We start from the raw sequence: 25,652 nt of genomic DNA, 5'->3' as shown, positions 1-25,652 counted from the left end.
GGAGGAGGCGGACGCGGGAAGCTTTTTCTCGCGGATTTTTTTCGCGTGGGCCGGAACCGGACGCGTCGCCGCGCGTTTTCACGGTTGAGCGGACTTCGGGAGCCTCCGGCCCGCTCGTTCCTGTCATGCGTCCGCGGCGCACCGAGCGCAGCCAGTCGTGCCGTCCCCCATATGCGGGGCGCGCCGATCCTCCTGCGCTGACAGAACACCAACAAGCAGCCCCCCGCGCTGCATCACACCCATGGAGGACCGAACATGTTCGAAGCTGCCCGTCGTCCCCTCAAGGTCTGCGTTGATGGCTCCTGCATCGTGGTGCGCTCGCTCGACGACGCCATCGGCTTCGTGCGCGCGCTGCCGGTCCGCGAACATGCCGGAATGCTGCTCGACCAGATGGAGGCGGCCCGCCTGCCCGAACTGCAGCGTCGCGCCTGGGTGGCCTTCGAGACGTTCGCCGATGCCATGAAGCTGATGCCGGAAGCCCAGCGCCGGCTGATGTGACACCTCGCCCCGCCCTTGGGGGCGGGGCTTACCCCTGCTTCCGGCCGGCGTTCCGCCGGCCCGTGCCGCCCTTGGGGCGGGGCTTTCCCCTGCTTTCGGGCGGCGGTCCGCCGGCCGGACCTGCCGCTCCCGCCGGCGCGGCGCCCATGCAGCTTCGGAATGGGGGGCGGGCGCTGGGCGCAGTTGGCTCATGCTGCAATGCAGCATATCGTGGCGCATCGGAACCTGCCCCCGGTGCCCCCATGACCGCCGATGTTTCGCCCGCGCCGGTGCCCCCGGCCTCGGGCAATCCCCGCCTGCCCCTGCTCGCCCTCGGCGCCGCCGCCTTCGGCATCGGCACCACCGAATTCGTCATCATGGGCCTCCTGCCGCAGGTGGCCGGAGACCTTCGCGTCAGCATCCCGGACGCCGGCCTGCTGGTGACGGCCTATGCCCTGTCCGTCACCTTCGGATCGCCCTTCCTCGCCATCGCCACGGCGCGGATGGACCGCCGCCGCGCGCTGATGCTGCTCATGGGCGTGTTCATCCTCGGCAACCTCCTGTGCGCGCTCGCCCCCTCCTACTGGCTGCTGATGGGCGCGCGGGTGCTGACCGCGCTGTGCCACGGCGCCTTCTTCGGCCTCGGCGCGGTGGTGGCGGCCTCCATCGTGCTGCCCGGGCGCAAGGCGCAGGCCATCTCCATGATGTTCGCCGGCCTCACCCTCGCCAACGTGCTGGGCGTGCCCGCGGGCACCGCGCTGGGCGAGGCCATGGGCTGGCGCAGCACCTTCTACGTGGTGGTGCTGATCGGCATCGCCGCCGCCGCCGCGCTCGCCCTGTTCCTGCCGCGCCGGCTGCCGCTTCCCCGCGTCAGCCTCGCCCAGGAGGCGCGCTCGCTGGTCAGCCGGCAGGTGGTGCTGGCCATGCTCATCTCGATCCTGTCGTCGGCCAGCCTGTTCAGCGTCTTCACCTACATCGCCCCGCTGCTGGGCGAGGTGACGGGCATGACCACCCACGGCGTGACGGGGATGCTGCTGTTGTTCGGCGTCGGCCTCACGCTCGGCAACGTGCTGGGCGGACGGCTGGCCGACTGGCGGCTGATGCCCTCGGTGATCGCGGTGATCGCCTTCATCATCCCGCTCTTGTGCCTGTTCGCCTTCGCCAGCCGGGCGGTGGTGCCGGCGGCCGTCACCCTGTTCGTGTGGGGCGTGGCGGCGTTCGCGCTGATCGCGCCGCTGCAGCTGCGGGTGGTGAACGAGGCGGCGCAGGCGCCGAGCCTCGCCTCGACGCTCAATCAGGGCGCCTTCAATTTCGGCAACGCCATCGGCGCCTGGGCGGGCGGCCTCGCGCTGACGGCGGGCGTCGCCTACGACCGCCTGCCCTTCATGGGCGCGGCCATCGCGGCGGCGGCGCTGGCGCTGGCCGTTGCCTCCCATCTCATGGACCTCGCGGCGCGGCGCACCGCTGCCACGCCGGAGCCGGCCCGCCCCTGAGGCCGGCCGTTCGCCGCTCAGGCTCAGAACGCTCGGGCTCAGAAGCGTTCCGGCACCCGGTGGCGGGCGTAGTCCGCCTCCTGGTAGCCGTGCGGCTTCTGGCGCTTGGGCAGCACGATCTTCTCGCGCGGCACCGCCTCGTAGGGAATGCGCGAGAGCAGGTGGGAGATGATGTTCAGCCGCGCCCGCTTCTTGTCGTCCGAATGGGCGACGAACCACGGCGCCCACTGGGTGTCGGTGGCCTCGAACATCTCGTCCCGCGCCCGCGCGTAGTCGTACCAGCGGGAGTAGGATTCCAGATCCATGGGCGAGAGCTTCCAGACCTTGCGCGGATCGTCGATGCGGCTCTCCATGCGCCGCGTCTGCTCCTCCTCGGAGACCTCCAGCCAGTATTTCAGCAGGATGACCCCCGATTCGACGATCGCCTTCTCGACGAACGGGGTGGTGGAGAGGAACTTCCGCGCCTGCTCGTCGGAGCAGAAGCCCATCACCCGCTCCACGCCCGCCCGGTTGTACCAGGAGCGGTCGAAGATGATGATCTCCCCCGCTGCCGGCAGGTGCGGCACGTAGCGCTGGATGAACATCTGCGACTTCTCGCGCTCGGTGGGCGGCGGCAGCGCCACCACGCGGAAGATGCGCGGGCTCACGCGCTCCATGATGGCCTTGATGACGCCGCCCTTTCCGGCGCCGTCGCGGCCCTCGAAGATCACGCAGACCTTCGCGCCGGTGGCCTTGGTCCAGAGCTGGAGCTTGACCAGCTCGGCATGCAGCTCCTTGAGCGCGCGCTCGTAGGCCTTGCGCTTCAGCGGCTCGGCTGCGTCGTCGGTGTCGTCGTGCGCCATGGCGTCCTCCCTCGGTCGCGACCGCGCGCCGCCTCGTTCGGGGCGGCTTGGCGTCCGGACGGCGCCGGCTGGCGCGGCCCGGTTGCGCGGTCCTGCTGCGCGATCCCGGTGTGTGGTTCCGGTGCGCTGTCCTGCTGCGGCGTCGTCTTCCACTCCCCCACGCGGGACCAGGCCCGCGCGGTCTCGGGGCCGGGCGGCGGCCCTGTCAGGCCCAGCTCAGGAAAAAGCCCACGTCGCCCGGCATGCCGTTCGGCCAGTCCACGATCAGCGCCTTGAGCTTGTAGTGGGCCTGCCGCAGGTGGTCGCGCCACAGCTCGAACGCCTGGCGCGGACGCCCGGTGAGGGTGTCGGGCCAGCCGTCCTCGGCATTGTTGATGGCGCGGCCCTTGTCGGTGCACAGCGTGTTGGGAAAGCGCATGACCATGATCTCGGTCTCCCCGCGCTGGGCAGCGAGGCGGATCTTGGTCTGCAGGTTCTGGATCAGCTCGTGCAGCCGCTCGGGCGTGAGGTCCATGGGCTGCGACAGGGTCTTCACCAGCTCGGCGCGGGCCTGGTCGGCGCGGTCCATGGCGGCGATCTCCTTGGAGAGCTTCGCCTTCTCGATCTCCTGCATGTAGGCGCGCAGGTCCTCCGCGCTCATGAACGCCTCGTCGCCGAGAGTCGCATGCTTGTCGTTGGAAGCAGTCGTTTCCGACATGGGTGTCTCCTTGCCTCGCAGCCCATCTAGGGCGTGGACTCATAAGCTCTGAGCCATATGCGGGTTGAGGCGATGAGGACGGCTGCGAGGAAGTTTCGCGCGAGCTTGTCGAAGCGCGTGGCGATGCGTCGGAAGTGTTTGAGCTTGCAGAAGAAGCGCTCGATCTGGTTGCGCTGGCGGTAGATCGCCGGGTCGACGGAGCGCTGGACCTTGCGGTCCTTCTGGGTCGGGATGTGGGCGCACCCGCCGTGGTCGGCGACCAGGTCGACGATGGCTTTGGCGTCATAGCCGCGGTCGGCGACGAGCGCCGGGGCCGGCGGAACACCTTCCAGCAGCGCGGCGACCGCCGCCTTGTCGGAGGCCTGGCCGGCGGAGAGCACGATCCTCAGCGGCAGGCCGTCCTGGTTCACCAGGGCGTTGATCTTGGTGCTCAGTCCTCCACGAGACCGGCCGATGGCGTGATCCGGGCCCCCTTTTTTCCGCCGGCAGCGTGCTGGTGGGCGCGGATGATGGAGCTGTCGATCAGGTGCAGGGATTGGGGCGAGGCGGCCGCCAGCGCCTCGAAGACCTTCAGCCACACGCCCGCCTTCGCCCAACGGTTGTAGCGGTTGTAGACCGTGGTGTGCGGGCCGTAGCGCGCGGGCAGGTCGCGCCAGGGCGAGCCGGTCCGCAGCACGTAGAAGATCCCGTTGATCACCCGTCGATCGTCCACGCGGGCGACCCCGCGCGGCTTGTTCGGCAACAGCGGCGCGACCAACCGCCATTCCCCTTCGCTCAAATCGTAACGCGCCATCCAAAGGCTCCTCCCGGGAACCTTGAATCAGCGACGCCAGCATTCCGCAACCTTTATGGGTTCAGAACCTAACGCGAGCGACACGGACAGTTGCAACGCCTCGCCCCGCCCGGCCTTGTCCAATATCAACACCTTCCTGATCCGCGGGGAAAGCGGAAGCCGTACCGAAACGGAACGGGGCGGGCTCGGGGCAATCCGCCGCACGCAAAAAAAAGCCGGCGCGGCCAAGGCCGGCGCCGGCTTTCACTACCTGCGGGAAGCGGACGGCTCAGAGGCCCGCGAACACCGGCGCGGGAATGCGGAAGAAGCCGCGGCCGTTAGCCAGGGTGCGGTAATAGGGCGAGGCCGCCGTGTAGAGGCGCTCGAACCAGGCCTTCGCGCTCACGCCCTCGGGCTGGCGGTCGATGGTGAAGACCTCGGCGTTGGGATTGAACCGGACGTGGATGAGCACATCGGCGGGGGCTTCGGCGGTCTGGGCAACGTCACTCATCGCATGTCTCCTCTGGAAGGCATCAAGAAATCACGGGCGGCTCCCTCTCCCGGCCCCGGCCATCCGGCCGGCGCGACAGCCGCCCCGAAACGCGGCGGCTGCGATGCACGCCCCGCCCCGCACACGGGCAGAGGGCGCACCAGGGTGGAAACCCGTCACCGGCTAAAGGCTAGGGAAGGCTGAACGCCCATTCCTTGATCGCGATCAAAAAATGAGCTTTCAACGGGCAAATGCTTGCGCGGCAAGCTTTCGCGCCGGTGAGGAGGGCGACAGAACCGTTCTTCTGGCGCGCGGCGGTGTTTCGATCCACGTCCCGGCGCAGCCGGCGCGCCATCGCCACCCTGGTCGCCTCGGCCCGTGCGGCCGGGTGGCGGAAGCATCTGGACCGTCCCGCCAGCTCGCTGAGCGACCTCTGCCTGCCGCCGGCCGGACAGCAGCTGAGGACGCCGGACCTTGCGGAATTGCCGCCGGGTCCGGCCGCCCACGGCAGGATCGCCGCCCGCGCCGCCATCCAGTGCCTGCCCAGCAAGGGGCGCGCGCTGATGAGCTTAGGAACCCGTTTCACAGTGTCGCAGGCGGACCCGGCCCGCAGGCGCGCGGCGCAGGATGCGCCCGAACGCCATGTGCCGGCCGCGCGCAGTCCCGGCCGGCGCCGGATCACCGTCTGTTCGCTCCCCGATGCCGCCGACCGCGCCGGACGCCGGTTCGAGGTGGAGGGCCGCCTCGATCTCGATGCCCTGCGCGCCGGCGGGCTGCTGCCCCCCGCCCCCACGGGGCGGCCGCTGGCCTGCATCTGCGGTACGCCAGACTTCATCACCGCCAGGCGGGACGGGCTGGCGCGATGGGGCCTGCCGCGGTTCGACATCTTCACCGAGGCCTTCTCCGTCGCCACCGAGATGCCGCCGCAGCTGGAGCCGCGCCGCGTGAGCATCGCCGGCAGCGGCCGGTCGTTCGTGTGGACGCCGCAGTCCGGATCGCTGCTCGATGCGGCCGAGGCGGCGGGCATCGCCTTGCGCAGCGGGTGCCGCGTGGGGCAATGCGAAAGCTGCGCCGTCACGCTGCTCGATGGGCAGGTCGCCCGTCTCGTGCCGGTGGAGGCGCAAGCCGGCGCCTGCCTCGCCCGCCAGGCGGTGCCGCTCACCGATCTGACGTTCGCGCCATGATGCCGCCGGCGTCGCGGATTACCCCCCGGGCATTCACCGGCGTGCCCGCCCCATGACAGGAGACCGACCATGACCAACGAGACCTCTTCCCGCCGCGCCGTGCTGCGCCTCGCCACCCTCGCCGCCGGGATCACCGCGGTGGCGGCTTCCGCCGGCGGCGCGCAGGCCTATCAGGGCAACATGGAGCGGGCCATCGGCGAGCTCGAGACCGCCCTGCGCTCGCTGCGCGAAGCCACCCCGGACAAGGGCGGCCACCGCGAGCGGGCCATGGAGCTGATCCGCCAGGCCATGAACGAGGTGCAGGCCGGCATCGACTATGCCGCCCGCAAGTTCGGCGACTGAGCGCGAAAGCCGCCGCGCGATGCCCATTCCGCCCGCTTCGCTGATCCGGCGCATCACGGCGCCAGCGCTGGCCTGCCTGCTTGCGCTGGCGGCCCTCGGGCCGGGACTGCCGGCTCGCGCGCAGGACGCCTTCTACGTCGCCGGGCCGGATCAGCTGCCCGGCCCGCCCGGCAGCATCATCCGCGACGCGCCCATGGCGGTGGTCCCGTTCGGGGCCACCGCCCGGCGCGTGCTCTACCGCTCCACCGGGCCGGACGGGGCGTCCATCGCGGTGTCCGGCGTGGTCATCATCCCGGATCAGGTGCAGGCCGGCGCGGGGCGTCCGGTCATCGCCTGGGCCCATCCGACCACCGGCATCGTGCCGCGCTGCGCGCCCTCGCTGGCGCATTTCCTCTACCAGCAGATCGCCGGCCTGCGGACCTTCATCGACCGCGGCTACATCGTTGCCGCCACCGATTATCCGGGGCTCGGCACGGCCGGCCCCCATCCCTTCCTGGTGGGGGAGAGCGAGGGGCGGGCGGTGCTCGACATGGCCCGCGCCGCGCAGGCGCTGGCCGGCACGGCGGCCGGGCGGCAGGTGGCGCTGTGGGGCCATTCTCAGGGCGGGCAGGCGGTGCTGTTCGCGGCGGCGGCCGCCCCCAGATACGCGCCGGAGCTGGACATCGCGGGGGTTGCCGCGGCCGCTCCCGCTACCGATCTCGCCCAGCTGCTGCGCGACGACCTCGGCACGCCGGGCGGCGACAATCTTGCCGCCATGACCCTGTGGTCGTGGGCGCAGGTCTACGGCGCGCCGGTCGCGGACGTCATCGATCCGCCCGCTCTGGGCGTGATGGACGCGCTGGCCCGCATCTGCCTTGAATCGCCCATCGACATCTGGCCGCGCCAACGCCTCGGCGCGGCGCTCACGCGCGGTTTCCTGCGCGATCCGGGCTTCATCGCGCGGGAGCCGTGGCGTGGCCTGCTTGCGCGCAACACGCCCGGGCTGCTGCCGCGCACCCTGCCGGTGTTCCTCGCGCAGGGAACGGCCGACGCGACGGTTCGCCCGCCGGTGACCCTCGCCTATGCCCGCCGGCTGTGCGCGGCCGGCAGCCGCCTTGCCTTCCTGCCCCTGCCGGGCGTCGGCCACGGCCTCGCCGCCAACGACGCGGTGCCCGCCCTCGACGCCTGGCTCGCCGGGCGCTTCGCCGGCCGGCCCGCGCCCGACGACTGCGACGCCCTCGGCCCGCGGTAGCTGTTCAGCCCCCGGGGTCAAGGGGTCTGGCCGGCGGGTGCAGCGCCCATCCCCTGCGGATGGCTGCATATGGCGTGAGGCCGCGTGGGATCCTCGGGGGCTTGGCGCAGGTGTCGGCGTCGAGGAGCGCGGCGAGGTGATCGTGAAGCTGCCGGTCGATCTCGTAGCGATCGCGCCGCCCGGACGGCGTGCGTGGCCGTCGCGCTGCCATGGCGCATCTGGCCCATGGTGCCACCGGGAAGGCGGGACCCGCTTCGCTGCCTCCTCCACACTGCGGGAGTGAGCATCTAAGCCTGCAGCGGGAGGCCGAGGCTGCGCATCTTCGCATAGAGGTTGCTGCGGGAGAGGCCGAGACGCAGCGCGGCTTCGCGCTTGTTGCCCCGGGCCTCGCGGAGGGCGTCGGCGATCATGGATTGCTCGAGGCGCGCCACCGCGGTGGCGAGATCCCCGGTGGCGCGGGCCGGCTGGGGGCCGCTCGCGTCCGGGACCGGATCGAGCGCCTCGGCCACGTGCGCCGCCTCGATCCGCGGGCCCTCCGTGCGCGCGTAGATCTGCTCGATGACGTTGGCGAGCTCGCGCACGTTGCCGGGCCAGTTGTGGCCGGCGAGCCGGGCGAGGGCGGCCGCGGCCAGCGGGCGCGGCGCCACGCCGAATGCGGCCGCGGTCTGCTCCGAGAACTGCGCGGCGAGCAGCTCCAGGTCGCCGGCCCGCTCGCGCAGCGGCGGCAGCCGGATGGAGAGCACGTTGAGCCGGTAGTACAGGTCCTGCCGGAAGCTGCCGGCGCGCACCATGTCGGCGAGCGGCCGGCTGGTGGCGGCGATGATGCGCACGTCCACCCGGGCGAGCTGGTTGGAGCCGATCGGCTCCACCTCGCCATCCTGCAGGGCGCGCAGCAGCTTGGACTGCAGGGCGAGGGGCATGTCGCCGATCTCGTCGAGGAACAGGGTGCCGCCGTGGGCGATCTGGAACTTGCCCGGCCGCGCCTGTCGCGCCGCGCCGGTGAAGGCGCCGGGCGCGACGCCGAAGAATTCGGCCTCCAGCAGGTTTTCCGGCACGGCCGCCACGTTGATGGCGACGAACGGGCGGCTGACCCGGCTCGAGGCCCAGTGGACGGCGTGGGCCGCCATCTCCTTGCCGGTGCCCGTCTCGCCCAGCAGCAGCACCGGGGATTTCACCTCTCCGGCCCGGCGCAGCAGCCGGCCGACCTCCCGCATGGCCGGGCTCGCGCCGATGATCTGCTCGGCGGTGTAGCGGGCGGCGCGCCGTGCGCCGAGCGCCTGCTCCATGTGCGCGAGCCGGCTCTGCAGCTGCTGGATGCGCTCGGCGATGGGCCGCAGGTAGGGAATGCTGTTCTTGAGGGCGAAGGCGATGGCGCCGATCACCTCGCCGGTCTCGTCGCGCATGGGCAGGCGGGTGACGAGCAGCCAGCGCTCGCCGTACTGGATGATGTCGAGCGGGTGGGGCCGGCCCGTCTCCACCACCTCGCGCATGCGGCTGTGGGGGATGACGCGCTCGATGTCCTGGCCCACCACGCTCGCGAGCTCCGGATTGCCGAGCAGGGCGAGCTGGCCCTCGCTGAACCACACGATCCGGGAGTCGCGATCCACCAGGGTCGCGCCCTCGATCATCTCCTCCACCATGGCCAGCAGGGCGCGGGCCGCGGCGAAGCGGTCGTCGGCGAACGTGTGCATGGTCTCCATCCCGGTCTGGTGTCACTTTTTCGGACACCTGCTGTCAGCCTAGAGGACACGGCCCCGGGTGGCGAGGGGCATTGGCGTTGCGGGCATTCCGCCGGGCCGGGACCATCGCGCCGGTGCCGCGGGTGTCCCGAAAGCTGGAGGCGGCTGCGGAGCGCAAAACCGGACGCAGATATTAAGCCTTTGGAGAAAAACGGATTTGTTCCCATGGCGGGGGCTGGCACAGGGCTTGCGATGCTTCGCGCACAATCAGCCCGCGCTCCCCCGCCGCCCGGCGCGGGCGGGGAGGCGATGCGCAGGGCCATAAGCAGTGAGGGGAAATGCCGCCGCGCAGGATCGCCGTCATCGGTGCCGGCCTGATGGGCCATGGGATTGCACAGGCCTTCGCAGCCGCCGGTCACCCGGTTTCCATATTCGAGGCGGACGCGGCACGCCGGTCAGGCATCGTCGAGCGCATCCGGGCCAACCTGCGCCTCGTGGGCGGCGAGGAGGCGGCGGCCGACCTGGTGCGCCCGCACGATGCGCTCGCCGCGTGCGTGGGCGATGCCGACGTGGTCATCGAGGCGGTGCCGGAAGACCTCGGCCTCAAGCAGCGGGTGTTCGCCGAGATCGAGGCGGCGGCGCCGGCGCATGCGCTGCTGGGCAGCAACACCTCGGTCATTCCCATCACCCGCATCATGTCCGGCCTGCGCCTGCGCCACCGCGCCATGGGCACCCACTGGTGGAACCCGCCGTACCAGATCCCGCTGGTGGAGGTGGTCCAGGCCGACGACAGCGGCTCCGCCGAGATCGCCGACATGATGGGCCTGCTCGAAGCCATCGGGAAGAAGCCGGTCCACGTGCGCCGGGACGTGCCGGGCTTCATCGGCAACCGCCTGCAGCACGCCATGTGGCGCGAGGCCATCGCCCTGGTGGCCGGCGGCGTCTGCGATGCGGCCACGGTGGACACGGTGGTGAAGGAGAGCTTCGGGCGCCGCCTCGCCGTGCTCGGGCCGCTGGAGAATGCCGATCTGGTCGGCACCGATCTGGTGCTGCAGGTGCACGGCTATGTCCTGCCCGATCTCGACCGGACGCCGGGGCCCCAGCCGCTGCTCGCGGAGCTGGTGGCCGCCGGACGCCTCGGCATGAAGACCGGCCACGGCTTCCGCGACTGGACCGAGGCGCAGGCGGAGGCGGTGCGCACCGCCCTCGCGCGCCACCTCGGCAGCCTCGACGCCGACCGCTGAGCGCCGCCCCCATTTCCCTTGCCGGACACAAGAAAAGAGGAGACTGCCCCATGGCGTTGGCGCCGAAGAAGGTCATCATCAGCTGCGCGCTGACCGGTTCCATCCACACGCCGACCATGTCGGACGCGCTGCCCATCACCCCCGACGAGATGGTGGCGCAGGGCCTCGCCGCGGCGGAAGCCGGCGCCGCCATCCTGCACCTGCACGCCCGCGACCCGCGGGACGGCCGGCCGACGCCGGACGCGGCGGTCTATCGCCAGTTCCTGCCGCGGCTGAAGCAGGGCACCGACGCGGTGCTGAACATCACCACCGGCGGCTCGCTCAACATGAGCGTGGAGGAGCGCCTCTCCGCCCCGCTCTCCTTCGCGCCCGAGATGTGCTCCCTCAACATGGGCTCCATGAATTTCGGCATCTTCCCCGCCGCCGACCGCTTCAAGGAATGGAAGCACGACTGGGAAGAGCCCTATCTGCGCGCCACGGACGATTTCATCTTCCGCAATACGTTCCGGGATATCGCCTACATCCTGGAAAAGCTGGGCGAGGGGTGCGGCACGCGGTTCGAGTTCGAGTGCTATGACGTGGGCCACCTCTACAACCTCGCCCACTTCCTCGACCGCGGGCTGGTGAAGCCGCCGCTGTTCATCCAGACCATCTTCGGCATTCTCGGCGGCATCGGCGCCGAGCCGCGCAATCTCGCCTTCATGCGCGAGACGGCGGATCACCTGTTCGGCGATGCCTACCAATGGTCCGTGCTTGCCGCCGGGCGCCACCAGATGCCGTTCGTCACCATGGCCGGCCTGATGGGCGGCAACGTGCGCGTGGGGCTGGAGGACAGCCTCTACATCGCCAAGGGCAAGCTCGCCTCCAGCAATGCGGAGCAGGTGGCGAAGATCCGCCGCGTGCTCGAGGACATGTCGCTGGAGATCGCCACCCCGGCGGAAGCGCGGGCCATGCTCGGCCTCAAGGGCGCGGACCTCGTCGCCTTCTGATCATCTCCAGCGAGGAACCGCCAAATGCAAGGACGCAACGCCATCGTCACCGGCTCGACCTCGGGCATCGGGCTTGCCATCGCCCGGGCGCTCGCCGGGGCCGGCTGCAACGTGATGCTCAACGGCTTCGGCGATCCGGCCGCGATCGAGGACATCCGCGCCGGCATCGCCGCCGATGCCGGCACCACCATCGGCTATCTCGCCGCCGACATGAGCCGGCCGGAAGAGGTGCGGGCCCTGGTGGCCGGCGCCACCGCGCGGCTCGGACCCGTCGACATCCTCGTGAACAATGCCGGGATCCAGCACGTATCGGCGCTGGCGGCGTTTCCGGACGAGCAGTGGGACCTGCTGCTGGCCGTCAACCTCTCGGCGGCCTTCCATGCCAGCAAGGCGGTGATCGGCGGCATGACGGCGCGCGGCTTCGGCCGCATTGTCAACGTCGCCTCGGTGCTGGGCCTCGTGGGCGCCCCGCACAAGGCCGCCTACGTGGCCAGCAAGCACGGCCTCGTCGGCCTCACCAAGTCCATCGCCATCGAGGTGGCGGCGAGCGGGGTGACCTGCAACGCCGTGTGCCCCGGCTTCGTCATGACGCCCATCATCGAGATGCAGATCGCCGGCCAGGCGAAGGCCACCGGCCTGCCGCCAGAGGAGGTCGTGCGCCGGGTGTTCCTCGACAACCAGCCGCTGGGGCGGGCGGTGACGCCGGAGGAGATCGCCGGCGCCGTCACCTTCCTGTGCTCGCCGGCCGGGGCCGGCCTCACCGGCACCGCGCTCGCCGTGGACGGCGGCTACGTCGCGCACTGACGCATTTGCGCCGGGCTTCGGGCCCGGCGCCAGCCAGACAGAACAATCGGGAGAGAAGCATGAAGGGATTCGTCCTCGCCGCGATGCAGGCCGTCCTGCTGGGCGCCACCGCCGCCGGGCTTGCGGCGCCCGCCGCGGCGCAGATGTCCGACAACAGGATCCGGATCGGCGTCCTCTCGGACCTTGCCGGCGTCTATTCGGACATCAACGGCGAGGGCTCCGCCATGGCGGCGCGCCTCGCCGCCGCGGAGTTCGGCAACGCCATCCGCGGCGTGCCCGTGGAGATCATCGTCGGCGACCACCAGAACAAGGCCGACATCGCCGCCAGCCTCGCCCGCAAGTGGATCGACACCGAGCAGGTGGACGTGATCGCGGACGTGCCCAACTCGGCGGCGGCGCTGGCGGTGCAGGACATCACCCGCGAGCGCCGGCGCATCTTCCTCATGTCCGGGCCGGGCTCGGTGGATCTCACCGGCAAGGCGTGCAGCCCCTACGGCTTCATGTGGACCTGGGACACCCACGCGGTGGCCGCCTCCACCGCCCGCGCGCTGGTGAAGAAGGGCGACACCAGCTGGTTCTTCATCACCGCCGACTACACCTTCGGCCATTCCCTGCAGGAGGAGGCCAGCAAGACGGTGCAGGCGCTGGGCGGCGCCGTGAAGGGCGACGTGCGGGTGCCGCTCGGCACCTCGGACTTCTCCTCGTTCCTGCTGCGGGCGCAGGCCTCGGGCGCGAAGGTGGTGGCGCTCGCCAACGCGGGCGGCGACACCATCAACTCGGTGAAGCAGGCCAACGAGTTCGGCCTGCCGCAGGGCGGCCAGACGCTGGCGGGCCTGCTGCTGAACATCAACGACATCCACGCCTTGACGCTGCCGGTGGCGCAGGGCCTCACCCTGTCCAACTCCTTCTACTGGGACATGGACGAGGGCACCCGCGCCTGGTCGAGGAAGTTCGAGGAGAAGACCGGCCGCAAGCCGTCCATGAACCAGGCCGGGGTCTATTCGGCCGTGCGGCACTATCTGCAGGCGGTGAACGACCTCGGCACCGACGATGCCGACAAGGTGGCCGCCCGGATGCGCGCGACGCCCGTCAACGACATGATGATGAAGAACGTCGCCATCGGCGCCAACGGCCGCGTGTTCAACAACATGTACCTGTTCAAGGTGAAGACGCCGGCCGAATCCAAGGGGCCGTGGGACTACCTGACCCTGCTGGAGACCATCCCCGGCGCGCAGGCCTATATCGCCGAGAAGGAGAGCGGCTGCCCGCTGGTGAAGTAGACGCCGCGCCGCGGGCGGGCCGCGGCCTGCGCGCCCCCCCCTGCCTCCCCTCCGCAGGTGCGGGGCGGCGCGCCGGGAGTGGCCGCAGGCCGCCTTCGCCTCGCTCTCTAGGCCGGCCGGGCGCGGGCGAGCAGGCGGCGGGCGGCCTCGATGTGGGGGCGGTCGATCATCCGCCCGTCGAGGCGGAAGGCGGACGCGCCGCTGTCCTGCGCCAGCGCCAGCACCCGGCGGGCCCAGGCGAGGCTGTCCGCATCGGGCGTGAATGCCGCCTGCAGCGGCGCGATCTGGGCCGGATGGATGGCGAGCTTGCCGCGAAAGCCGAGATCGGCGGCGAGCCGCGCATCCGCCGCGATCGCGTCGACGGCCTCGATGCGGGTGTCCACGCCGTCGATGGCGTCGATGCCGGCGGCGGTGGCGACCATGAGGCAGAACTCCTGCGCGAGGCGGGAGAGCCGCTCCGCCGCCTGCGGCGCCTGCCCGTGCTGGGCGCGGCCGATGTCGGCGGAGAGATCCTCGATGCCCCAGCAATAGCCGCGCAGGCGGGGATGACCGCGCCCGAGGTCCGCTCCGGTGAGCAGCGCGGCGGCGGTCTCGGTGACGATGCCGATCAGGCCGACGGCGCCGGCCGGCAGGCCGTCCCGCGCCTCCAGCGCGTCGAGGGCGTGGGCGAGCGGCGCCAGGCGGTCGAGCGAGGACAGCTTGGGCACCACCAGCCCGGCGATCCGGCCGAGCGGAAGCGCCACCAGCTCGCGCAGCGCCCGGGCGGGCTCGGTGGCGTTGAGGCGCACCCAGTAGCGGGCCGACGCGGTCTCGCCTGCCGCCCTCAGGAAGGCGCAGGTGAGGTCGAGCGCCGCGTCCTTGGCGTCCGGAGACACCGAGTCCTCGAGATCGAGGATGATGGCGTCGGCGGGGCCCTGGGCCGCCTTCTCCATCTTGCGCGGCGCGTCGCCGGGAACGAACAGGTAGGCGCGCGCGCTCATGCCGCCTGGCCCTGCGGACGGCGGTGCATGAGCGCGTGGCGCCGGCAGGAGGCCACTTCCACCCCGTCCTGGTTGAAGGCCGCGTGGCGGAATTCCACGATGCCGGCGCCGGGGCGCGACTGGCTCTCGCGCACGGAGAGCACCGTGGTCTCGACGCGGATGGTGTCGCCCTGGAACAGCGGCCTGGGGAAGCGCACGTCGTTCATGCCGAGGTTGGCCACCGTGGTGCCGAGGGTGGTGTCCGCCACCGAGATGCCGATCATCACCCCGAGCGTGAACAGGCTGTTCACCAGCGGCTGGCCGAACTCCGTGCCGGCGGCGAAGTGGCGGTCGATGTGCAGCGGCTGCGGGTTCATGGTGAGGCAGCTGAAGCTGATGTTGTCGTATTCGGTCACCGTGCGGGTGATGGCGTGCGCGAAGACATCGCCGACGCTGAATTCCTCGAAGTATCGCCCGGCCACATTGTCCTCCTGGAGCTTGCGTTTGTTGCCCGTCATCCCGCCGAGATGCCGCCGTTCACGCTCACCACCTGAGCGGTGATGCGCGCCGCCTCCGGTCCGGCGAGGAAGGCGATCAGCGCGGCCACGTCGTCCGGCTCCGGCAGGCCGAGGTGCGCCATGGCGGTGGCCTTCTCGAACAGGCGGGCGCTGAAGCCGTCGGCCGTCACCCGGGCGTGGGTCTGCGTGTCCACCACGAGGGAGGGCGTCACCACGTTGACGCGGATGCCGTTGCGCTTCGCCTCCATGGCGAGGGTGCGCGAGAACATGGCGATGCCGGCCATGGCGCCGCCGATCACCGCCTCGCCGGGGGTGGGGACCTTACCGGCGTCGGAGGCGACGTTGACGATGGCGCCGCCCGTGCCCATCAGGGGCAGGGCGAGCCGGCAGCAATAGAGCGTCGACAGCATCCAGTGCCGCACGACGCCGTCGATCTGGGCGAGGTCCGTGTCCTTGAGCAGCCGGGGCACGAAGTCCCCGCCGGCCGCATTCACAAGAACGGCGAGCCGGCCGTCGCCGAGCCCGGCGGCCGCCTCCAGCGCCGCCTGCGCGCCCTCGGGCTGCGAGACGTCGGCCGCCACGAGGCGCACCTCGGCGCCGGGGCAGGCATCCCGCACCCGTGCCAGGGCGGCGGCGCCGCGCTCGGGGTTGCGGCCGTTGATCACCACGGCGTGCCCGCGCGCGGCGAGGCGGATGGCGGTGGCAAGGCCGATGCCGGAGGTGCCGCCGGTGACGAGGGCCGCACCGGGACGGGCGGGGGCTTCCATGGGCGGCTCCGTGCGGGCCTGGGCGTTCGGCATCGTCATGCGGGCTCGGGCTCCGGCTCGATCACCAGCAGCAGCTGGCCGTTCTGCACCGCCTCGCCGGGCCGGCAGCCGATCTCGGCGACCGTGCCGGCCGCGCCGGCTGCGAGCGACATGAATAGCTTCATGGATTCCAGCACCACCAGCTCGGCGCCGGCCTCCACCCGGTCGCCCACCGCGACCTTCACCTCGCTCACGACCCCGGGCATGGGCGAGCGCAGCGCGCCGGAGCCGCCGGACGCCGCGCCCGCGCCGGACGCCGCCTCCGCTACCGAGCGCACGTCGAGCACGTGCATGACGCCCTCAAGCAGGAGGTGGATGCGCGATCCCTCCCGGTGAAGGACCGCGCGCGTGACCGTGCCGCCGCTCTCGATCTCCAGCGCGGCGCCGTGATCGCGGACGGCGAGCGTCAGGACGCCCTCCGCATCGCGCACGCTGCGGGCGCCGGTGGCGTCCTGCACGACGCTCACCTGTTCCGGCGCGCCGCCGGCTGGCGTCGCCTCCAGATGGGTCTCGGCGGCAAGGCCGGCCGGACCGAGCAGGCGGAAGCCGGACAGCTCCGTCCAGGCATCGGCGAGACGCGGCGCGGGAGGGGCGGTCGCGACCAGCACCGCCGCAACGGCGCGGGCGAGGCGCAGGTTCCCCTGCGCCGGCTGCCAGCCGTCCGGAAACGTCTCCTCGATGAAGCGCGTCGTCGCACGCCCCTCGGCGAAGGCCGGGGCGTCGAGGCAGTCGGCGAGGAAGGGCAGGGTGGTGGCCGGACCCATGATGGCGTAACGGCGCAGCGCTCCGGCAAGGCGGGCGCGCGCCGCCTCGCGGTCCGGGCCCGACGCGATCACCTTGGCCACCATGGAATCGTAGAACTGGGTCACCGCGCTGCCGGCGGCGATGCCGCTGTCCACCCGCACGCCGGCGGGCTCGCGATAGGCGAGGATGGGCCCGATGTCCGGGCGGAACCCCGCCTCGGCCCGCTCGGTGGTCACCCGCGCCTCGATGGCGTGGCCGCGCGCGATGATCTCGTCCTGGCGGAGCGGCAGCGGCTCGCCGGCGGCGATGCGCAGCTGCCATTCCACGAGGTCGAGGCCGGTGATGAACTCGGTCACCGGATGCTCCACCTGCAGGCGGGTGTTCATCTCCAGGAACCAGGGCTCGTCCTGCCCGTCCTCCAGGATGAACTCCACCGTGCCGAGATTGTCGTAGCCGATGGCGCGGGCGAGGGCGACGCCGCGCTCCAGCAGCTTCGCCCGCACCTGCGGATCGAGGTTCGGCGCGGGCGCCTCCTCGACGAGCTTCTGGTTGTTGCGCTGGATGGAGCAGTCGCGTTCGAACAGGTGGACCACGTGGCCGTGCCGGTCGCCGGCCACCTGCACCTCGAGGTGGCGCGGGCGCAGCACCAGCTTCTCGATCAGGAGGGAGGGGTCGCCGAAGGCGGCCTCCGCCTCGCGCCGGGCGAGCTGGATGGCGGGCAGCAGTTCGGCCTCGGCGGTGACGCGGCGCATGCCCTTGCCGCCGCCGCCGGCGGAGGCCTTCACCATCACCGGCAGGCCGATGGCCAGCGCCTCGGCGGCGAGCCGCGCGTCCGACTGGTCGTCGCCCATGTAGCCGGGCACGCTCGGCACTCCCGCCTCGGCGGCGATGCGCTTGGAGCCGATCTTCGGCCCCATGGCGGCGATGGCGGCGGCGGACGGCCCCACGAAGGCGATGCCGGCGGCCGCGCAGGCCGCGGCCAGCTCGGGCTTCTCCGACAGGAAGCCGTAGCCGGGGTGGATCGCCGCCGCCCCCGTGCGGGCCGCCGCCGCCATGAGGGCGTCGAGGCTCAGGTAGCTGTCGCGGGCCGGCGCCGGGCCGATCCGCACCGCCTCGTCCGCCGCCCGGACGTGGCAGGCGTCGCGGTCGGCATCCGAATAGACCGCGATCGTGCGGATGCCGAGGGCGCGGCAGCTGCGCATGATGCGGACGGCGATCTCGCCGCGATTGGCGATCAGGACACTCTCGAACATCGGGTCACATCCGGTAGACGGGGCTTTGCGCCGGCAGCGCGGTCTCGCGGGCGGCGAGGGCGAGGCAGAGGCCGATGACGTCCCGCGTCTGGGCGGGCTCGATGATGCCGTCGTCCCACAGGCGGGCGGTGGCGTAATAGGGCGTGCTCTGCTCCTCGAACTGGGCGCGGGTGGCCCGGTCGAGCGCGGCGATCTCCGCCTCCCCGGCGCCGCCGCGCGTCAGGCTCGCCCGGCGCAGCTCGGTGACCACCGTGGCGGCCACGTCCGGGCTCATGGTGGCGATGCGCGCGTTGGGCCAGGAGAACAGGAAGCGGGGCTGGAAGCCGCGCCCGCACATGCCGTAGTTGCCGGCGCCGTACGAGCCGCCGATGATGACGGTGTAGCGTGGCACCCGCGCGTTGCAGACCGCGTAGACGAGCTTGGCCGAATGCTTGGCGATGCCGCCGCGCTCGGCGTCGGTGCCCACCATGAAGCCGGTGATGTTCTGCAGGAACAGGAGCGGGATGCCGCGCTGGTCGCACAGCTCGATGAAGTGGGCGCCCTTCAGCGCGGATTCGGAGAACAGCACGCCGTTGTTGGCGATGATGCCCACCGGCTCGCCGTGGATCCAGGCGAACCCGCACACCAGCGTGGAGCCGTAGGCCGGCTTGAACTCCTGGAACTCGCTGTCGTCCACCATGCGGGCGATGACCTCGCGCACGTCGAACGGGCGCTTCAGGTCCACGCCGACGATGCCGGGGATCTCCGCCGGGTCGAGGCGTGGCGGCCGCGGCGGGCGGCGCCGTCCGGTTTCGGGCACGGGCCGGCCGAGGGCGCCGACGATGTCGCGCACCTTGGCCAGCGCCTCCAGTTCGCTGCCGGCGAGATAGTCGCTGACGCCGGACACCTGGGTGTGCATCTCGGCGCCGCCGAGGGTTTCCCCGTCCACGATCTCGTTGATGGCGGCCTTCACGATGGGCGGCCCGCCGAGATGGATGCGCCCGGTGCCGCGCACCATCACCACCTCGTCGGACAGGGCGGGAATATAGGCGCCGCCGGCGGTGCAGCCGCCGAACACGGCGGAGATCTGCGGCAGGCCGGCCGCCGACATCCGGCACTGCTGGTAGAAGGCGCCGCCGAAATGGTCCTTGTCCGGGAACACCCGGTCCTGCTCGGGCAGGAAGGCGCCGCCGCAATCCACCAGATAGATGCACGGCAGGTGGTTCTCGAAGGCGATCTCCTGCGCCCGCAGGTGCTTCTTCACGGTCTCGTGGAAGAAGGAGCCGCCTTTTACCGTGGCGTCGTTGGCGATGATCATGCACGGCACGCCCGCCACCATGCCGACGCCGGTGACGATGCCCGCGCCCGGCACCTCGCCGCCATAGAGCCCCCACGCGGCAAGCGGGGAGAGCTCCAGGAACGGCGAGAGCGGGTCCACCAGATGATCGATGCGCCGGCGCACCGGGATCTTGCCCCGCTCCTCGTGGCGAAGGCGCAGCCGCTCGCCGCCGCCTTCCGCCACCAGCCGGTGCCGCTCCCGCAAGGTGGCGAGGAGATCGCCGTAGAGGATCGCGTTCTCGTCGAACGCGGCTCCCCGTTGCACCGAACTTTCGATCACCGGCATGTCGTCAGGCTCCAGGATACCGAGGGGGCGGGCGCCCGGCCGGAGCCGGGCGGACGCTCACTTCACCAGCGGGCAGGGGCTTTCGCTGAGGGGGCGCGCGGCGTCCGCGGCGGGGATCTCGCGCACCAGCCTGTAGTAGTCGTAGGGCTTCTTCGATTCGGCCGGGCTCTTCACCTCGAACAGGTAGTAAGGCCGCAGCACCCGGCCATCCGCGCGCACCTCGGCCGAGGGCAGGATGGGGTCGGACACCTTCAGCTCGCGCATCTTGGCGGCCACCTTGTCGGCATCGTCGGTGCCGGCGGCCTGGATCGCCTTCAGGTAATGGGTGACGGCGCTGTAGACGCCGGCATGGACCATGGTGGGCATCCGCCCGCCCATGCGCTCGCCGAACCGCTTCGACCAGGCGCGGGTGCCGTCGTTGAGGTCCCAGTAGAAGCTCTCGGTGAGGTTCAGGCCCTGGGAGACATCGAGGCCGAGGGAGTGGATGTCGGACAGGAAGATCAGCATGGCCGCGAGCTTCTGCCCGCCGCGGGTGATGCCGAATTCCGACGCGCCCTTGATGGCGTTGATGGTGTCGTTGCCGGCGTTGGCGAGGCCGACCACCCTGGCTTTCGAGGCCTGCGCCTGAAGCAGGAACGAGGAGAAGTCCGTGGTGCCCTGCGGATGGCGCACGCTGCCCAGCACCTTGCCGCCGCTCTCGCCGATATAGCGCTTGGCGTCGGCCTCCATGGCGGTGCCGAAGGCGTAGTCGGCGGTGATGAAGAACCAGGTGTTGCCGCCCGACTTGGTGACCGCCGAGGCGGTGCCTTTGGCGAGCGCGACGCTGTCGAAGGTCCATTGCGTGCCATAGGGCGAGCAGGCCTTGCCGGTGAGGTCCGAGGTGCCGGCCGAGGAGAACAGGACGATGCGCTTGCGCTGGCGCGCCACGTCCTGCACCGCCAGCGCCACCGAGGAGACCGGCACGTCGACGATGGCGTCCACGTTCTCCACGTCGTACCAGCGGGCGGCGGTGGTGGAACCGACGTCCGGCTTGTTCTGGTGATCGGCGAAGATCACCTCGATCGGCTTGCCCAGTACCTTGCCGCCGAAATCCTCCACCGCCATGCGCGCGGCCACGACCGACCCCTGGCCGGACAGATCCGAATAGATTCCGGACTGGTCGTTGAGGACGCCAAGCTTGACCACATCACCGGAAACCTGCGCCGACGCGGCTGCAGGCATGCAAAGCGCGCCCAACAGGGCGACGAGATGCCGTCTGGACATGAAAACTTCCTCCCGCGTGGATTGCGTCGTCGTTGTCGGCTTGCCGCCGCTCTGCGAACGCGATATGCCTAACAAGCGTTAGGAAGACAATCAAGGAAAAATGCTCATGACGCTTGTCGGGCGCAGTTACGGGGAGGTCTGCGCGAATTTCCGCTGGGAGATTCCGCCTGCCTACAACATCGCGGAGGCGGTCTGCGACCGCCATGTGGGCGCCGGCAAGGTGGCGCTGGTGTTCGAGACCGAGAGCGGCATCGGCGAGATGACGTTCGAGCAGCTGCAGGAGCGCTCCTGCCGGCTCGCCAACGCCCTGACGGCGCTGGGGCTCGGGCGCGGCGACCGCATGGGCATCCTGCTGCCGCAGTGCCCGGAGACGGTGATCGCGCACCTCGCGGCCTACCGCATCGGCGCCGTCGCGCTGCCGCTCTTCACCCTGTTCGGCCCGGAAGCCATCGAGTACCGGCTGAATGATTCGGGGGCGAAGGTGGTGGTCTCCAACGCCGCCGGCATCGAGAAGCTGCTCGGCATCGCCGACAAGCTGACCGCCGGCCCGCGTCTCGTCTCCATCGATCCGCCGCCGGCGGGCGGCGTCGCGGCGTGGGACGATCTGCTCGCCCGCGCCTCCGACCGGCACGCGCGCGTCGCCACCGCGGCGGAGGACCCGGCGATCATCGTCTACACGTCGGGCACCACCGGGAACCCCAAGGGCGTGCTCTACGCCCACCGCACCCTGCTCGGCCACATGCCGGGGGTGGAGCTGCCGCACGATTTCTTCCCCCAGCCCGGCGACCGCATGTGGACCCCGGCGGACTGGGCCTGGGCCGGAGGGCTCATGGACGTGCTGCTGCCCTCCCTGTTCCACGGCGTGCCGGTGCTGGCCAAGCGCCTGCAGAAGTTCGACCCGGAGGAGGCGTTCGCGCTCATCGGCCGGCACGGCATCCGCAACGCCTTCATGCCGCCCACCGCGCTCAAGATGATGCGGCAGGTGGCGCGACCGAACGAGCGGTTCGCCTATTCCATGCGCAGCATCGCCAGCGGCGGCGAGCGCCTCGGGGAGGAGATGCTGGAGTGGGGCCGCGCCACCTTCGGCTTCACCATGAACGAGTTCTACGGCCAGACCGAAGCCAACCTGACGGTGGCCAACTGCGCCTCCATCATGCCCATGAAGGACGGCTCCATGGGCCGTCCCGTCCCCGGCCACGTGCTGGAGGTGATCGACGACGACGGCAATCCCGTCCCGCCCGGCGAGACCGGCACCATCGCGGTGAAGGCGCCGGACCCGGTGTTCTTCCTGCGCTACTGGAACCGCCCCGAGGCGACGCAGGAGAAGTTCCGCAACGGCTGGCTGCTGACCGGCGACACCGGCCACCGCGACGAGGAGGGCTATTTCTGGTTCCACGCCAGAAATGACGACGTGATCATCTCCGGCGGCTACCGCATCGGTCCCACCGAGATCGAGGATTGCCTGATGAAGCATCCCGCCGTGGCCATGGTCGCGGTCATCGGGGTGCCGGACACCGTGCGCGGCGAGGTGGTGAAGGCCTTCATCGTCCCGCGCGACGACATCGCCGTGGACGCGGCGCTGGAGGAGGACGTGAAGGGCTATGTGAAGGCCCGCCTGTCCGCCCACGAATATCCGCGGCAGATCGAGTTCCGCCGGTCGCTGCCCATGACCATCACCGGCAAGATCCGCCGCAAGGACCTGCGCGACGAGACGGAGGCGGCGCAATGACCGCTCCCGCCCTGAGCCTCTCCGCCCTGGAGCTTTCCTGGCCGCGTCGGGGTGTCGCGCTGGTGCGCCTCACCCGCGAGCGGGAGATGAACACGCTCAGCCTGCCGCTGATCGCCGAGCTGGGGCAGGCCATCGACGCCGCGCTCGACGGGCGCGCCCGGGTGCTGGTCATCACCGGCACCGGCCGCGCCTTCTGCTGCGGCGCGCACCTGAAGTACTTCGCCGGGCCGGACGCCATCTTCCGCGAGCGCTTCGAGACCCGCGACCGCTACTTCGAGCCCATCGCCCGCCTGTTCGACCGCATCGAGGCCATCGGCATCCCGGTCATCGCCGCGGTCAACGGCTTCGCCATGGGCGGCGGCTTCGAGCTGGCGCTCGCGTGCGACTTCCGCATCCTCGCGGACACCGCGCGCGTGGGCCTGCCGGAAGCCCGGCTCGGCGCCACGCCCGGCGCCGGCGGGGTGCAGAAGCTCGCCCGCCACATCGGCCGCGGCAAGGCGCTGGAGTGGATCCTCCTCGCCCGCCACGTGGAGGCGGCGGAAGCGGCGGCGCTGGGCCTCGCCTACCGGGTCGTCCCGGCCGGGCAGGTGGAGGCGGAGAGCCTCGCCCTCGCCGCCACGCTGATGGACCTCAGCCCGCTGGCGCTCGCCCAGTGCAAGGCCTCGGTCCATCTCGCGGGCGACGTCGACCTGCGCAGCGCACGCCGCTACGGCGTGGAGGCGCTGTCGGCCCTCGTGGACAGCGCCGACTGGCGCGAGGGCATGGCGGCATTCGTGGAGAAGCGGGCGCCGGCTTTCGCGCCCCGGAGCGGGGAGCAGGACTGATGGGGCGCGTGTTCGGGGAATTCCATGTGGGCCAGCGTTTCGTGACGCCCGGCCGCACCATCACCGAGGCCGACATCGTCGCCTATGCGGGCCTGACCGGCGACTACAATCCGGTCCACTGCAACGAGGAGTTCGCGCGCGAAACGCCGTTCGGCAGCCGCGTCGCCCATGGCCCCATGGGGGTGGGGCTGGCGTTCGGCCTCGCCGCGCGGATCGACCTCATCGACGGCACGGTGGTGGCGCTGCTGGGCGTCACCTGGGACTTCAAGGCCCCCATGCGGCCCGGCTCCACCATCCGCGCCGAGATCACCGTGACCGAGACCCGCGACGTGCGCGAGCCCTCCCAGGGGCTGGTGGCGCTCGCCTTCAGTCTGCTTGATCAGGACGACAGACTTGTGCAAACCGGATCGGCGCGTCTGCTGATGCGCCGCAGCCGGCCCGTCCATGCCAGATGGGGCGAGCTGCCACCCGATGGGCAGGACCTGAAGAGCGGCGGATGAGCGAGACACCCGGAGACGCAGGTCGGCGCAAGGCCCGGAGATCCGTGCGGAAGCCGGATCTGCCCGCGCCCGAGCCGGCCCCCTCTCCGGTTGTCGGGGCGGCGCGCCAGATCCTCGACGCCACCGCCCGCCTGCTGCGCGAGAAGGGCTACGAGGCCACCACCGTGCGGGCCATCGCCCAGGCGGTGGGCATCAAGGCGGGCAGCATCTACCACCATTACCCCTCGAAGGAGGTCATCGTTCAGCAGGTGGTGAACGAGGGCGTCCGCGTGGTGCACGAGGCGGTGGAGCTGGAGCTGGCCGCCCTGCCGGCCGGCGCCGGCCCGGGCGCGCGGCTGGAGGCGGCGATCCGCGGGCACCTGCTCTCCTCGCTGCAATATTCCGATTACACCTCGGCCAGCATCCGCGCCTTCTCCTTCCTGCCGGAAGGCGTGCGCGAGGCCTGCCGCAAGGCCCGGCGTGACTATGAGGAGGTCTGGCGCACCATCGTCGCCGATGCCGCCCGCGCCGGCCTGTTGCCGCACGACGCCTCGGAGGACGCGGTGCGGCTGCTGCTGCTCGGAGCGGTGAACTGGGCCGGGGAGTGGTACCGCCCCGGCGGCCGGCTCGACATCGGCAAGATCGCTGCGGATTTCGCCGCCACCGTCTTCCACCCGCGGGCCCGCTGACGGGGCGCGCCTCGTGCGCCTCGTAGCGCTGGCGGCGAGGCCGTGGCCCCGGACCCGCCCTGATCGCGCCCGCAGTACCGTCGCGGGTGGCGCTGTCGCGGCGGTGCGGCGAGCTGCGGCCGGTAAGCCGTCGTGGTCGGCGGTGGCGCCCGGCGGGGGGCCGCCCGGCCCCGACCACTTCCGGTTCGAGTTCCTCTGCCCGGCCCAGCCTGGCCGGCACCGCCGCGCTCCTGCCGGCCGCGTCCGGCGGCGGGGGCCGCAGCTGCCCGTCCGAGGCGTGCCGGACATCGGCCTTCCGCTGCCCGTCCGATCCGCGCCGGATCTTGCCGGCTGTAGTCGCACCGCCCGCTCGGCCGAGGCAAGCGTGCCGGCCCTGTTCGGCGCCGCCACCGGCGGCCTGCCCGCCTCCTCCGCATCGACACTTGGGTCCATCTCCCGACGCGAGCGTGGAGCCGTGAGACGCAGCGGCCGATGCACTGCGGTGGTCAGTGGGGGTGTCTGGGGGCTGGCCCCCGCCCCTTCGGGTCCGAGGCTCCAAGCCCGGTCGCGCCGGCCGTTTCCGTGCCGCGCGCCTGTCGGTCGCACGAAGCGCCCCGGGGGCCGCAGCTCTGCCCGTCCGATCCGCGCCGGATCTTGCCGGCTGCAGTCGCACCGCCCGCTCGGCCGAGGCGAGCGTGCCGGCCCTGTCCGGCGCCGCCATCGGCCTGCCACCACCTCCTCCGCATCGGCGCTTGGGCCCATCTCCCGGCGTGAGCCTGGAGCCGTGAGACGCATCGGCCGATGCAGCACGGCGGTCAGTGGGGGTGTCTGGGGGCTGGCCCCCGCCCCTTCGGGTCCGAGGCTCCAAGCCCGGTCGCGCCGGCCGTCTCCGTGCCGCGCGCCTGTCGGTCGCACGAAGCGCCCGGGGGGGGGGCGCAGCTGCTGCCCGTCCGATCCGCGCCGGATATTGCCGGACCCAGTCGCGCCGCCCGCTCGGCCGAGGCGAGCGTGCCGGCGCTGTCCGGGACCGCCACCGGCCTGCCACCGCCTCCTCTGCATCGGCGCTTGGGCCCATCTCCCGACGCGAGCCTGGAGCCGTGAGACGCAGCGGCCGATGCAGCACGGCGGGGGGTGTCTGGGGGCTGGCCCCCGCCCGTTCGGGTCCGAGGTCCCAAGCCCGGTCGCGCCGGCGGCAACGCGCCTCTGGATCTTCCGGGCCTCGGGCCGCCGCTTCGCGGGTTCATGAAGCTCCACCCGACGCCGGCCTGTCGGAGGTCGGCTG

Annotated in this window: 24 protein-coding genes; 13 read left to right on the top strand and 11 right to left on the bottom strand. The window is 71.6% G+C overall.

The window, feature by feature from the left end; genetic code table 11:
• The first annotated feature begins 255 nt into the window (after nucleotides 1-255).
• Both V5F49_RS08930 and V5F49_RS08925 read left to right on the top strand, forming a co-directional pair.
• Entirely contained in the window at nucleotides 256-498 is a 243-nt protein-coding gene (locus V5F49_RS08930) for a hypothetical protein (RefSeq protein WP_394118089.1), read from the top strand.
• Between the two features lie 242 nt (nucleotides 499-740).
• The gene (locus V5F49_RS08925; RefSeq protein ID WP_394118088.1) at nucleotides 741-1,970 is read left to right on the top strand and encodes an MFS transporter; all 1,230 of its coding nucleotides are present in this window, start codon (nucleotides 741-743) and stop codon (nucleotides 1,968-1,970) included.
• Nucleotides 1,971-2,008: 38 nt separating this feature from the next.
• Here V5F49_RS08925 and ppk2 read toward each other — a convergent pair whose 3' ends face one another.
• The 4 genes from ppk2 to V5F49_RS08905 all read right to left on the bottom strand — a co-directional run bounded on the left by ppk2 (nucleotide 2,009) and on the right by V5F49_RS08905 (nucleotide 4,792).
• Nucleotides 2,009-2,812 (bottom strand): polyphosphate kinase 2, encoded by an 804-nt coding sequence (gene ppk2 / locus V5F49_RS08920; protein ID WP_394118087.1) that lies wholly within the window; start codon nucleotides 2,810-2,812, stop codon nucleotides 2,009-2,011.
• Nucleotides 2,813-3,017: 205 nt separating this feature from the next.
• Entirely contained in the window at nucleotides 3,018-3,509 is a 492-nt protein-coding gene (locus V5F49_RS08915; protein ID WP_394118086.1) for a hypothetical protein, read from the bottom strand.
• A gap of 26 nt (nucleotides 3,510-3,535) precedes the next feature.
• A protein-coding gene (locus tag V5F49_RS08910; protein WP_394118573.1) for an IS5 family transposase occupies nucleotides 3,536-4,302 on the bottom strand; the annotation gives its coding sequence in 2 pieces (ribosomal slippage) (nucleotides 3,536-3,993 and nucleotides 3,993-4,302; 768 coding nt in all).
• Between the two features lie 268 nt (nucleotides 4,303-4,570).
• On the bottom strand, nucleotides 4,571-4,792 hold the full coding sequence (locus V5F49_RS08905; protein WP_394118228.1) for a hypothetical protein: 222 nt from the start codon (nucleotides 4,790-4,792) through the stop codon (nucleotides 4,571-4,573).
• A gap of 296 nt (nucleotides 4,793-5,088) precedes the next feature.
• Between V5F49_RS08905 and V5F49_RS08900 the strand changes: the two genes are divergently transcribed.
• The 3 genes from V5F49_RS08900 (at nucleotide 5,089) to V5F49_RS08890 (ending at nucleotide 7,528) form a co-directional block, all read left to right on the top strand.
• Nucleotides 5,089-5,955 (top strand): flavin reductase family protein, encoded by an 867-nt coding sequence (locus V5F49_RS08900; protein WP_394118227.1) that lies wholly within the window; start codon nucleotides 5,089-5,091, stop codon nucleotides 5,953-5,955.
• A 69-nt stretch (nucleotides 5,956-6,024) separates the two neighbouring features.
• On the top strand, nucleotides 6,025-6,297 hold the full coding sequence (locus V5F49_RS08895) for a hypothetical protein (RefSeq protein ID WP_394118226.1): 273 nt from the start codon (nucleotides 6,025-6,027) through the stop codon (nucleotides 6,295-6,297).
• A gap of 19 nt (nucleotides 6,298-6,316) precedes the next feature.
• Nucleotides 6,317-7,528: a lipase family protein gene (locus V5F49_RS08890; protein ID WP_394118225.1), complete on the top strand. Its 1,212-nt coding sequence runs from the start codon at nucleotides 6,317-6,319 to the stop codon at nucleotides 7,526-7,528.
• 287 nt (nucleotides 7,529-7,815) lie between these two features.
• Here V5F49_RS08890 and V5F49_RS08885 read toward each other — a convergent pair whose 3' ends face one another.
• Nucleotides 7,816-9,219, bottom strand: a complete 1,404-nt coding sequence (locus tag V5F49_RS08885) for a sigma-54 interaction domain-containing protein (protein WP_394118224.1) — start codon at nucleotides 9,217-9,219, stop codon at nucleotides 7,816-7,818.
• Nucleotides 9,220-9,545: 326 nt separating this feature from the next.
• On the opposite strand from V5F49_RS08885, the gene V5F49_RS08880 reads away from it, so the two are divergent.
• The 4 genes from V5F49_RS08880 to V5F49_RS08865 are packed head-to-tail and all read left to right on the top strand — an operon-like array spanning nucleotide 9,546 to nucleotide 13,524.
• Entirely contained in the window at nucleotides 9,546-10,451 is a 906-nt protein-coding gene (locus V5F49_RS08880) for a 3-hydroxyacyl-CoA dehydrogenase family protein (RefSeq protein WP_394118223.1), read from the top strand.
• Nucleotides 10,452-10,501: 50 nt separating this feature from the next.
• Nucleotides 10,502-11,440, top strand: coding sequence for a 3,5-dioxohexanoate:acetyl-CoA acetone transferase (gene kce, locus V5F49_RS08875; protein ID WP_394118222.1), 939 nt, complete (start codon nucleotides 10,502-10,504; stop codon nucleotides 11,438-11,440).
• 24 nt (nucleotides 11,441-11,464) lie between these two features.
• The gene (locus V5F49_RS08870) at nucleotides 11,465-12,244 is read left to right on the top strand and encodes a 3-hydroxybutyrate dehydrogenase (protein WP_394118221.1); all 780 of its coding nucleotides are present in this window, start codon (nucleotides 11,465-11,467) and stop codon (nucleotides 12,242-12,244) included.
• 59 nt (nucleotides 12,245-12,303) lie between these two features.
• Entirely contained in the window at nucleotides 12,304-13,524 is a 1,221-nt protein-coding gene (locus V5F49_RS08865; RefSeq protein WP_394118220.1) for an ABC transporter substrate-binding protein, read from the top strand.
• 107 nt (nucleotides 13,525-13,631) lie between these two features.
• Here the strand turns inward: V5F49_RS08865 and V5F49_RS08860 are convergent, their stop codons facing one another.
• Genes V5F49_RS08860 through V5F49_RS08835 form a run of 6 tightly spaced genes read right to left on the bottom strand, consistent with a single transcriptional unit; the run spans nucleotide 13,632 to nucleotide 20,670 of the window.
• Entirely contained in the window at nucleotides 13,632-14,504 is an 873-nt protein-coding gene (locus V5F49_RS08860) for an HpcH/HpaI aldolase/citrate lyase family protein (RefSeq protein WP_394118219.1), read from the bottom strand.
• The gene (locus V5F49_RS08855; protein WP_394118229.1) at nucleotides 14,501-14,965 is read right to left on the bottom strand and encodes a MaoC family dehydratase; all 465 of its coding nucleotides are present in this window, start codon (nucleotides 14,963-14,965) and stop codon (nucleotides 14,501-14,503) included. The genes V5F49_RS08860 and V5F49_RS08855 overlap by 4 nt, the downstream gene beginning before the upstream one ends.
• A gap of 32 nt (nucleotides 14,966-14,997) precedes the next feature.
• Nucleotides 14,998-15,807 (bottom strand): SDR family NAD(P)-dependent oxidoreductase, encoded by an 810-nt coding sequence (locus V5F49_RS08850; protein ID WP_394118218.1) that lies wholly within the window; start codon nucleotides 15,805-15,807, stop codon nucleotides 14,998-15,000.
• Nucleotides 15,804-17,804 (bottom strand): acetyl/propionyl/methylcrotonyl-CoA carboxylase subunit alpha, encoded by a 2,001-nt coding sequence (locus V5F49_RS08845; RefSeq protein ID WP_394118217.1) that lies wholly within the window; start codon nucleotides 17,802-17,804, stop codon nucleotides 15,804-15,806. Before V5F49_RS08845 ends, V5F49_RS08850 begins: the two co-directional genes overlap by 4 nt.
• A gap of 4 nt (nucleotides 17,805-17,808) precedes the next feature.
• Entirely contained in the window at nucleotides 17,809-19,407 is a 1,599-nt protein-coding gene (locus tag V5F49_RS08840; protein ID WP_394118216.1) for an acyl-CoA carboxylase subunit beta, read from the bottom strand.
• 57 nt (nucleotides 19,408-19,464) lie between these two features.
• Nucleotides 19,465-20,670: an ABC transporter substrate-binding protein gene (locus V5F49_RS08835; protein WP_394118215.1), complete on the bottom strand. Its 1,206-nt coding sequence runs from the start codon at nucleotides 20,668-20,670 to the stop codon at nucleotides 19,465-19,467.
• Between the two features lie 106 nt (nucleotides 20,671-20,776).
• Between V5F49_RS08835 and V5F49_RS08830 the strand changes: the two genes are divergently transcribed.
• Genes V5F49_RS08830 through V5F49_RS08815 form a run of 4 tightly spaced genes read left to right on the top strand, consistent with a single transcriptional unit; the run spans nucleotide 20,777 to nucleotide 24,391 of the window.
• Nucleotides 20,777-22,399, top strand: a complete 1,623-nt coding sequence (locus V5F49_RS08830; RefSeq protein WP_394118214.1) for an acyl-CoA synthetase — start codon at nucleotides 20,777-20,779, stop codon at nucleotides 22,397-22,399.
• Nucleotides 22,396-23,223 carry an enoyl-CoA hydratase/isomerase family protein gene (locus V5F49_RS08825; protein ID WP_394118213.1) on the top strand — a complete coding sequence of 276 codons (828 nt, stop codon included), beginning with the start codon at nucleotides 22,396-22,398 and terminating at the stop codon, nucleotides 23,221-23,223. The genes V5F49_RS08830 and V5F49_RS08825 overlap by 4 nt, the downstream gene beginning before the upstream one ends.
• Nucleotides 23,223-23,723: a MaoC/PaaZ C-terminal domain-containing protein gene (locus V5F49_RS08820; RefSeq protein WP_394118212.1), complete on the top strand. Its 501-nt coding sequence runs from the start codon at nucleotides 23,223-23,225 to the stop codon at nucleotides 23,721-23,723. Before V5F49_RS08825 ends, V5F49_RS08820 begins: the two co-directional genes overlap by 1 nt.
• A 44-nt stretch (nucleotides 23,724-23,767) precedes the next feature.
• Nucleotides 23,768-24,391 carry a TetR/AcrR family transcriptional regulator gene (locus V5F49_RS08815; protein ID WP_394118211.1) on the top strand — a complete coding sequence of 208 codons (624 nt, stop codon included), beginning with the start codon at nucleotides 23,768-23,770 and terminating at the stop codon, nucleotides 24,389-24,391.
• Nucleotides 24,392-25,652 lie beyond the last annotated feature (1,261 nt).

Source organism: Xanthobacter lutulentifluminis, from assembly GCF_043194675.2.
In the GTDB taxonomy this organism is placed as follows: Bacteria; Pseudomonadota; Alphaproteobacteria; order Rhizobiales; family Xanthobacteraceae; genus Xanthobacter.
This window is presented reverse-complemented; position numbering and strand designations above follow the sequence as displayed.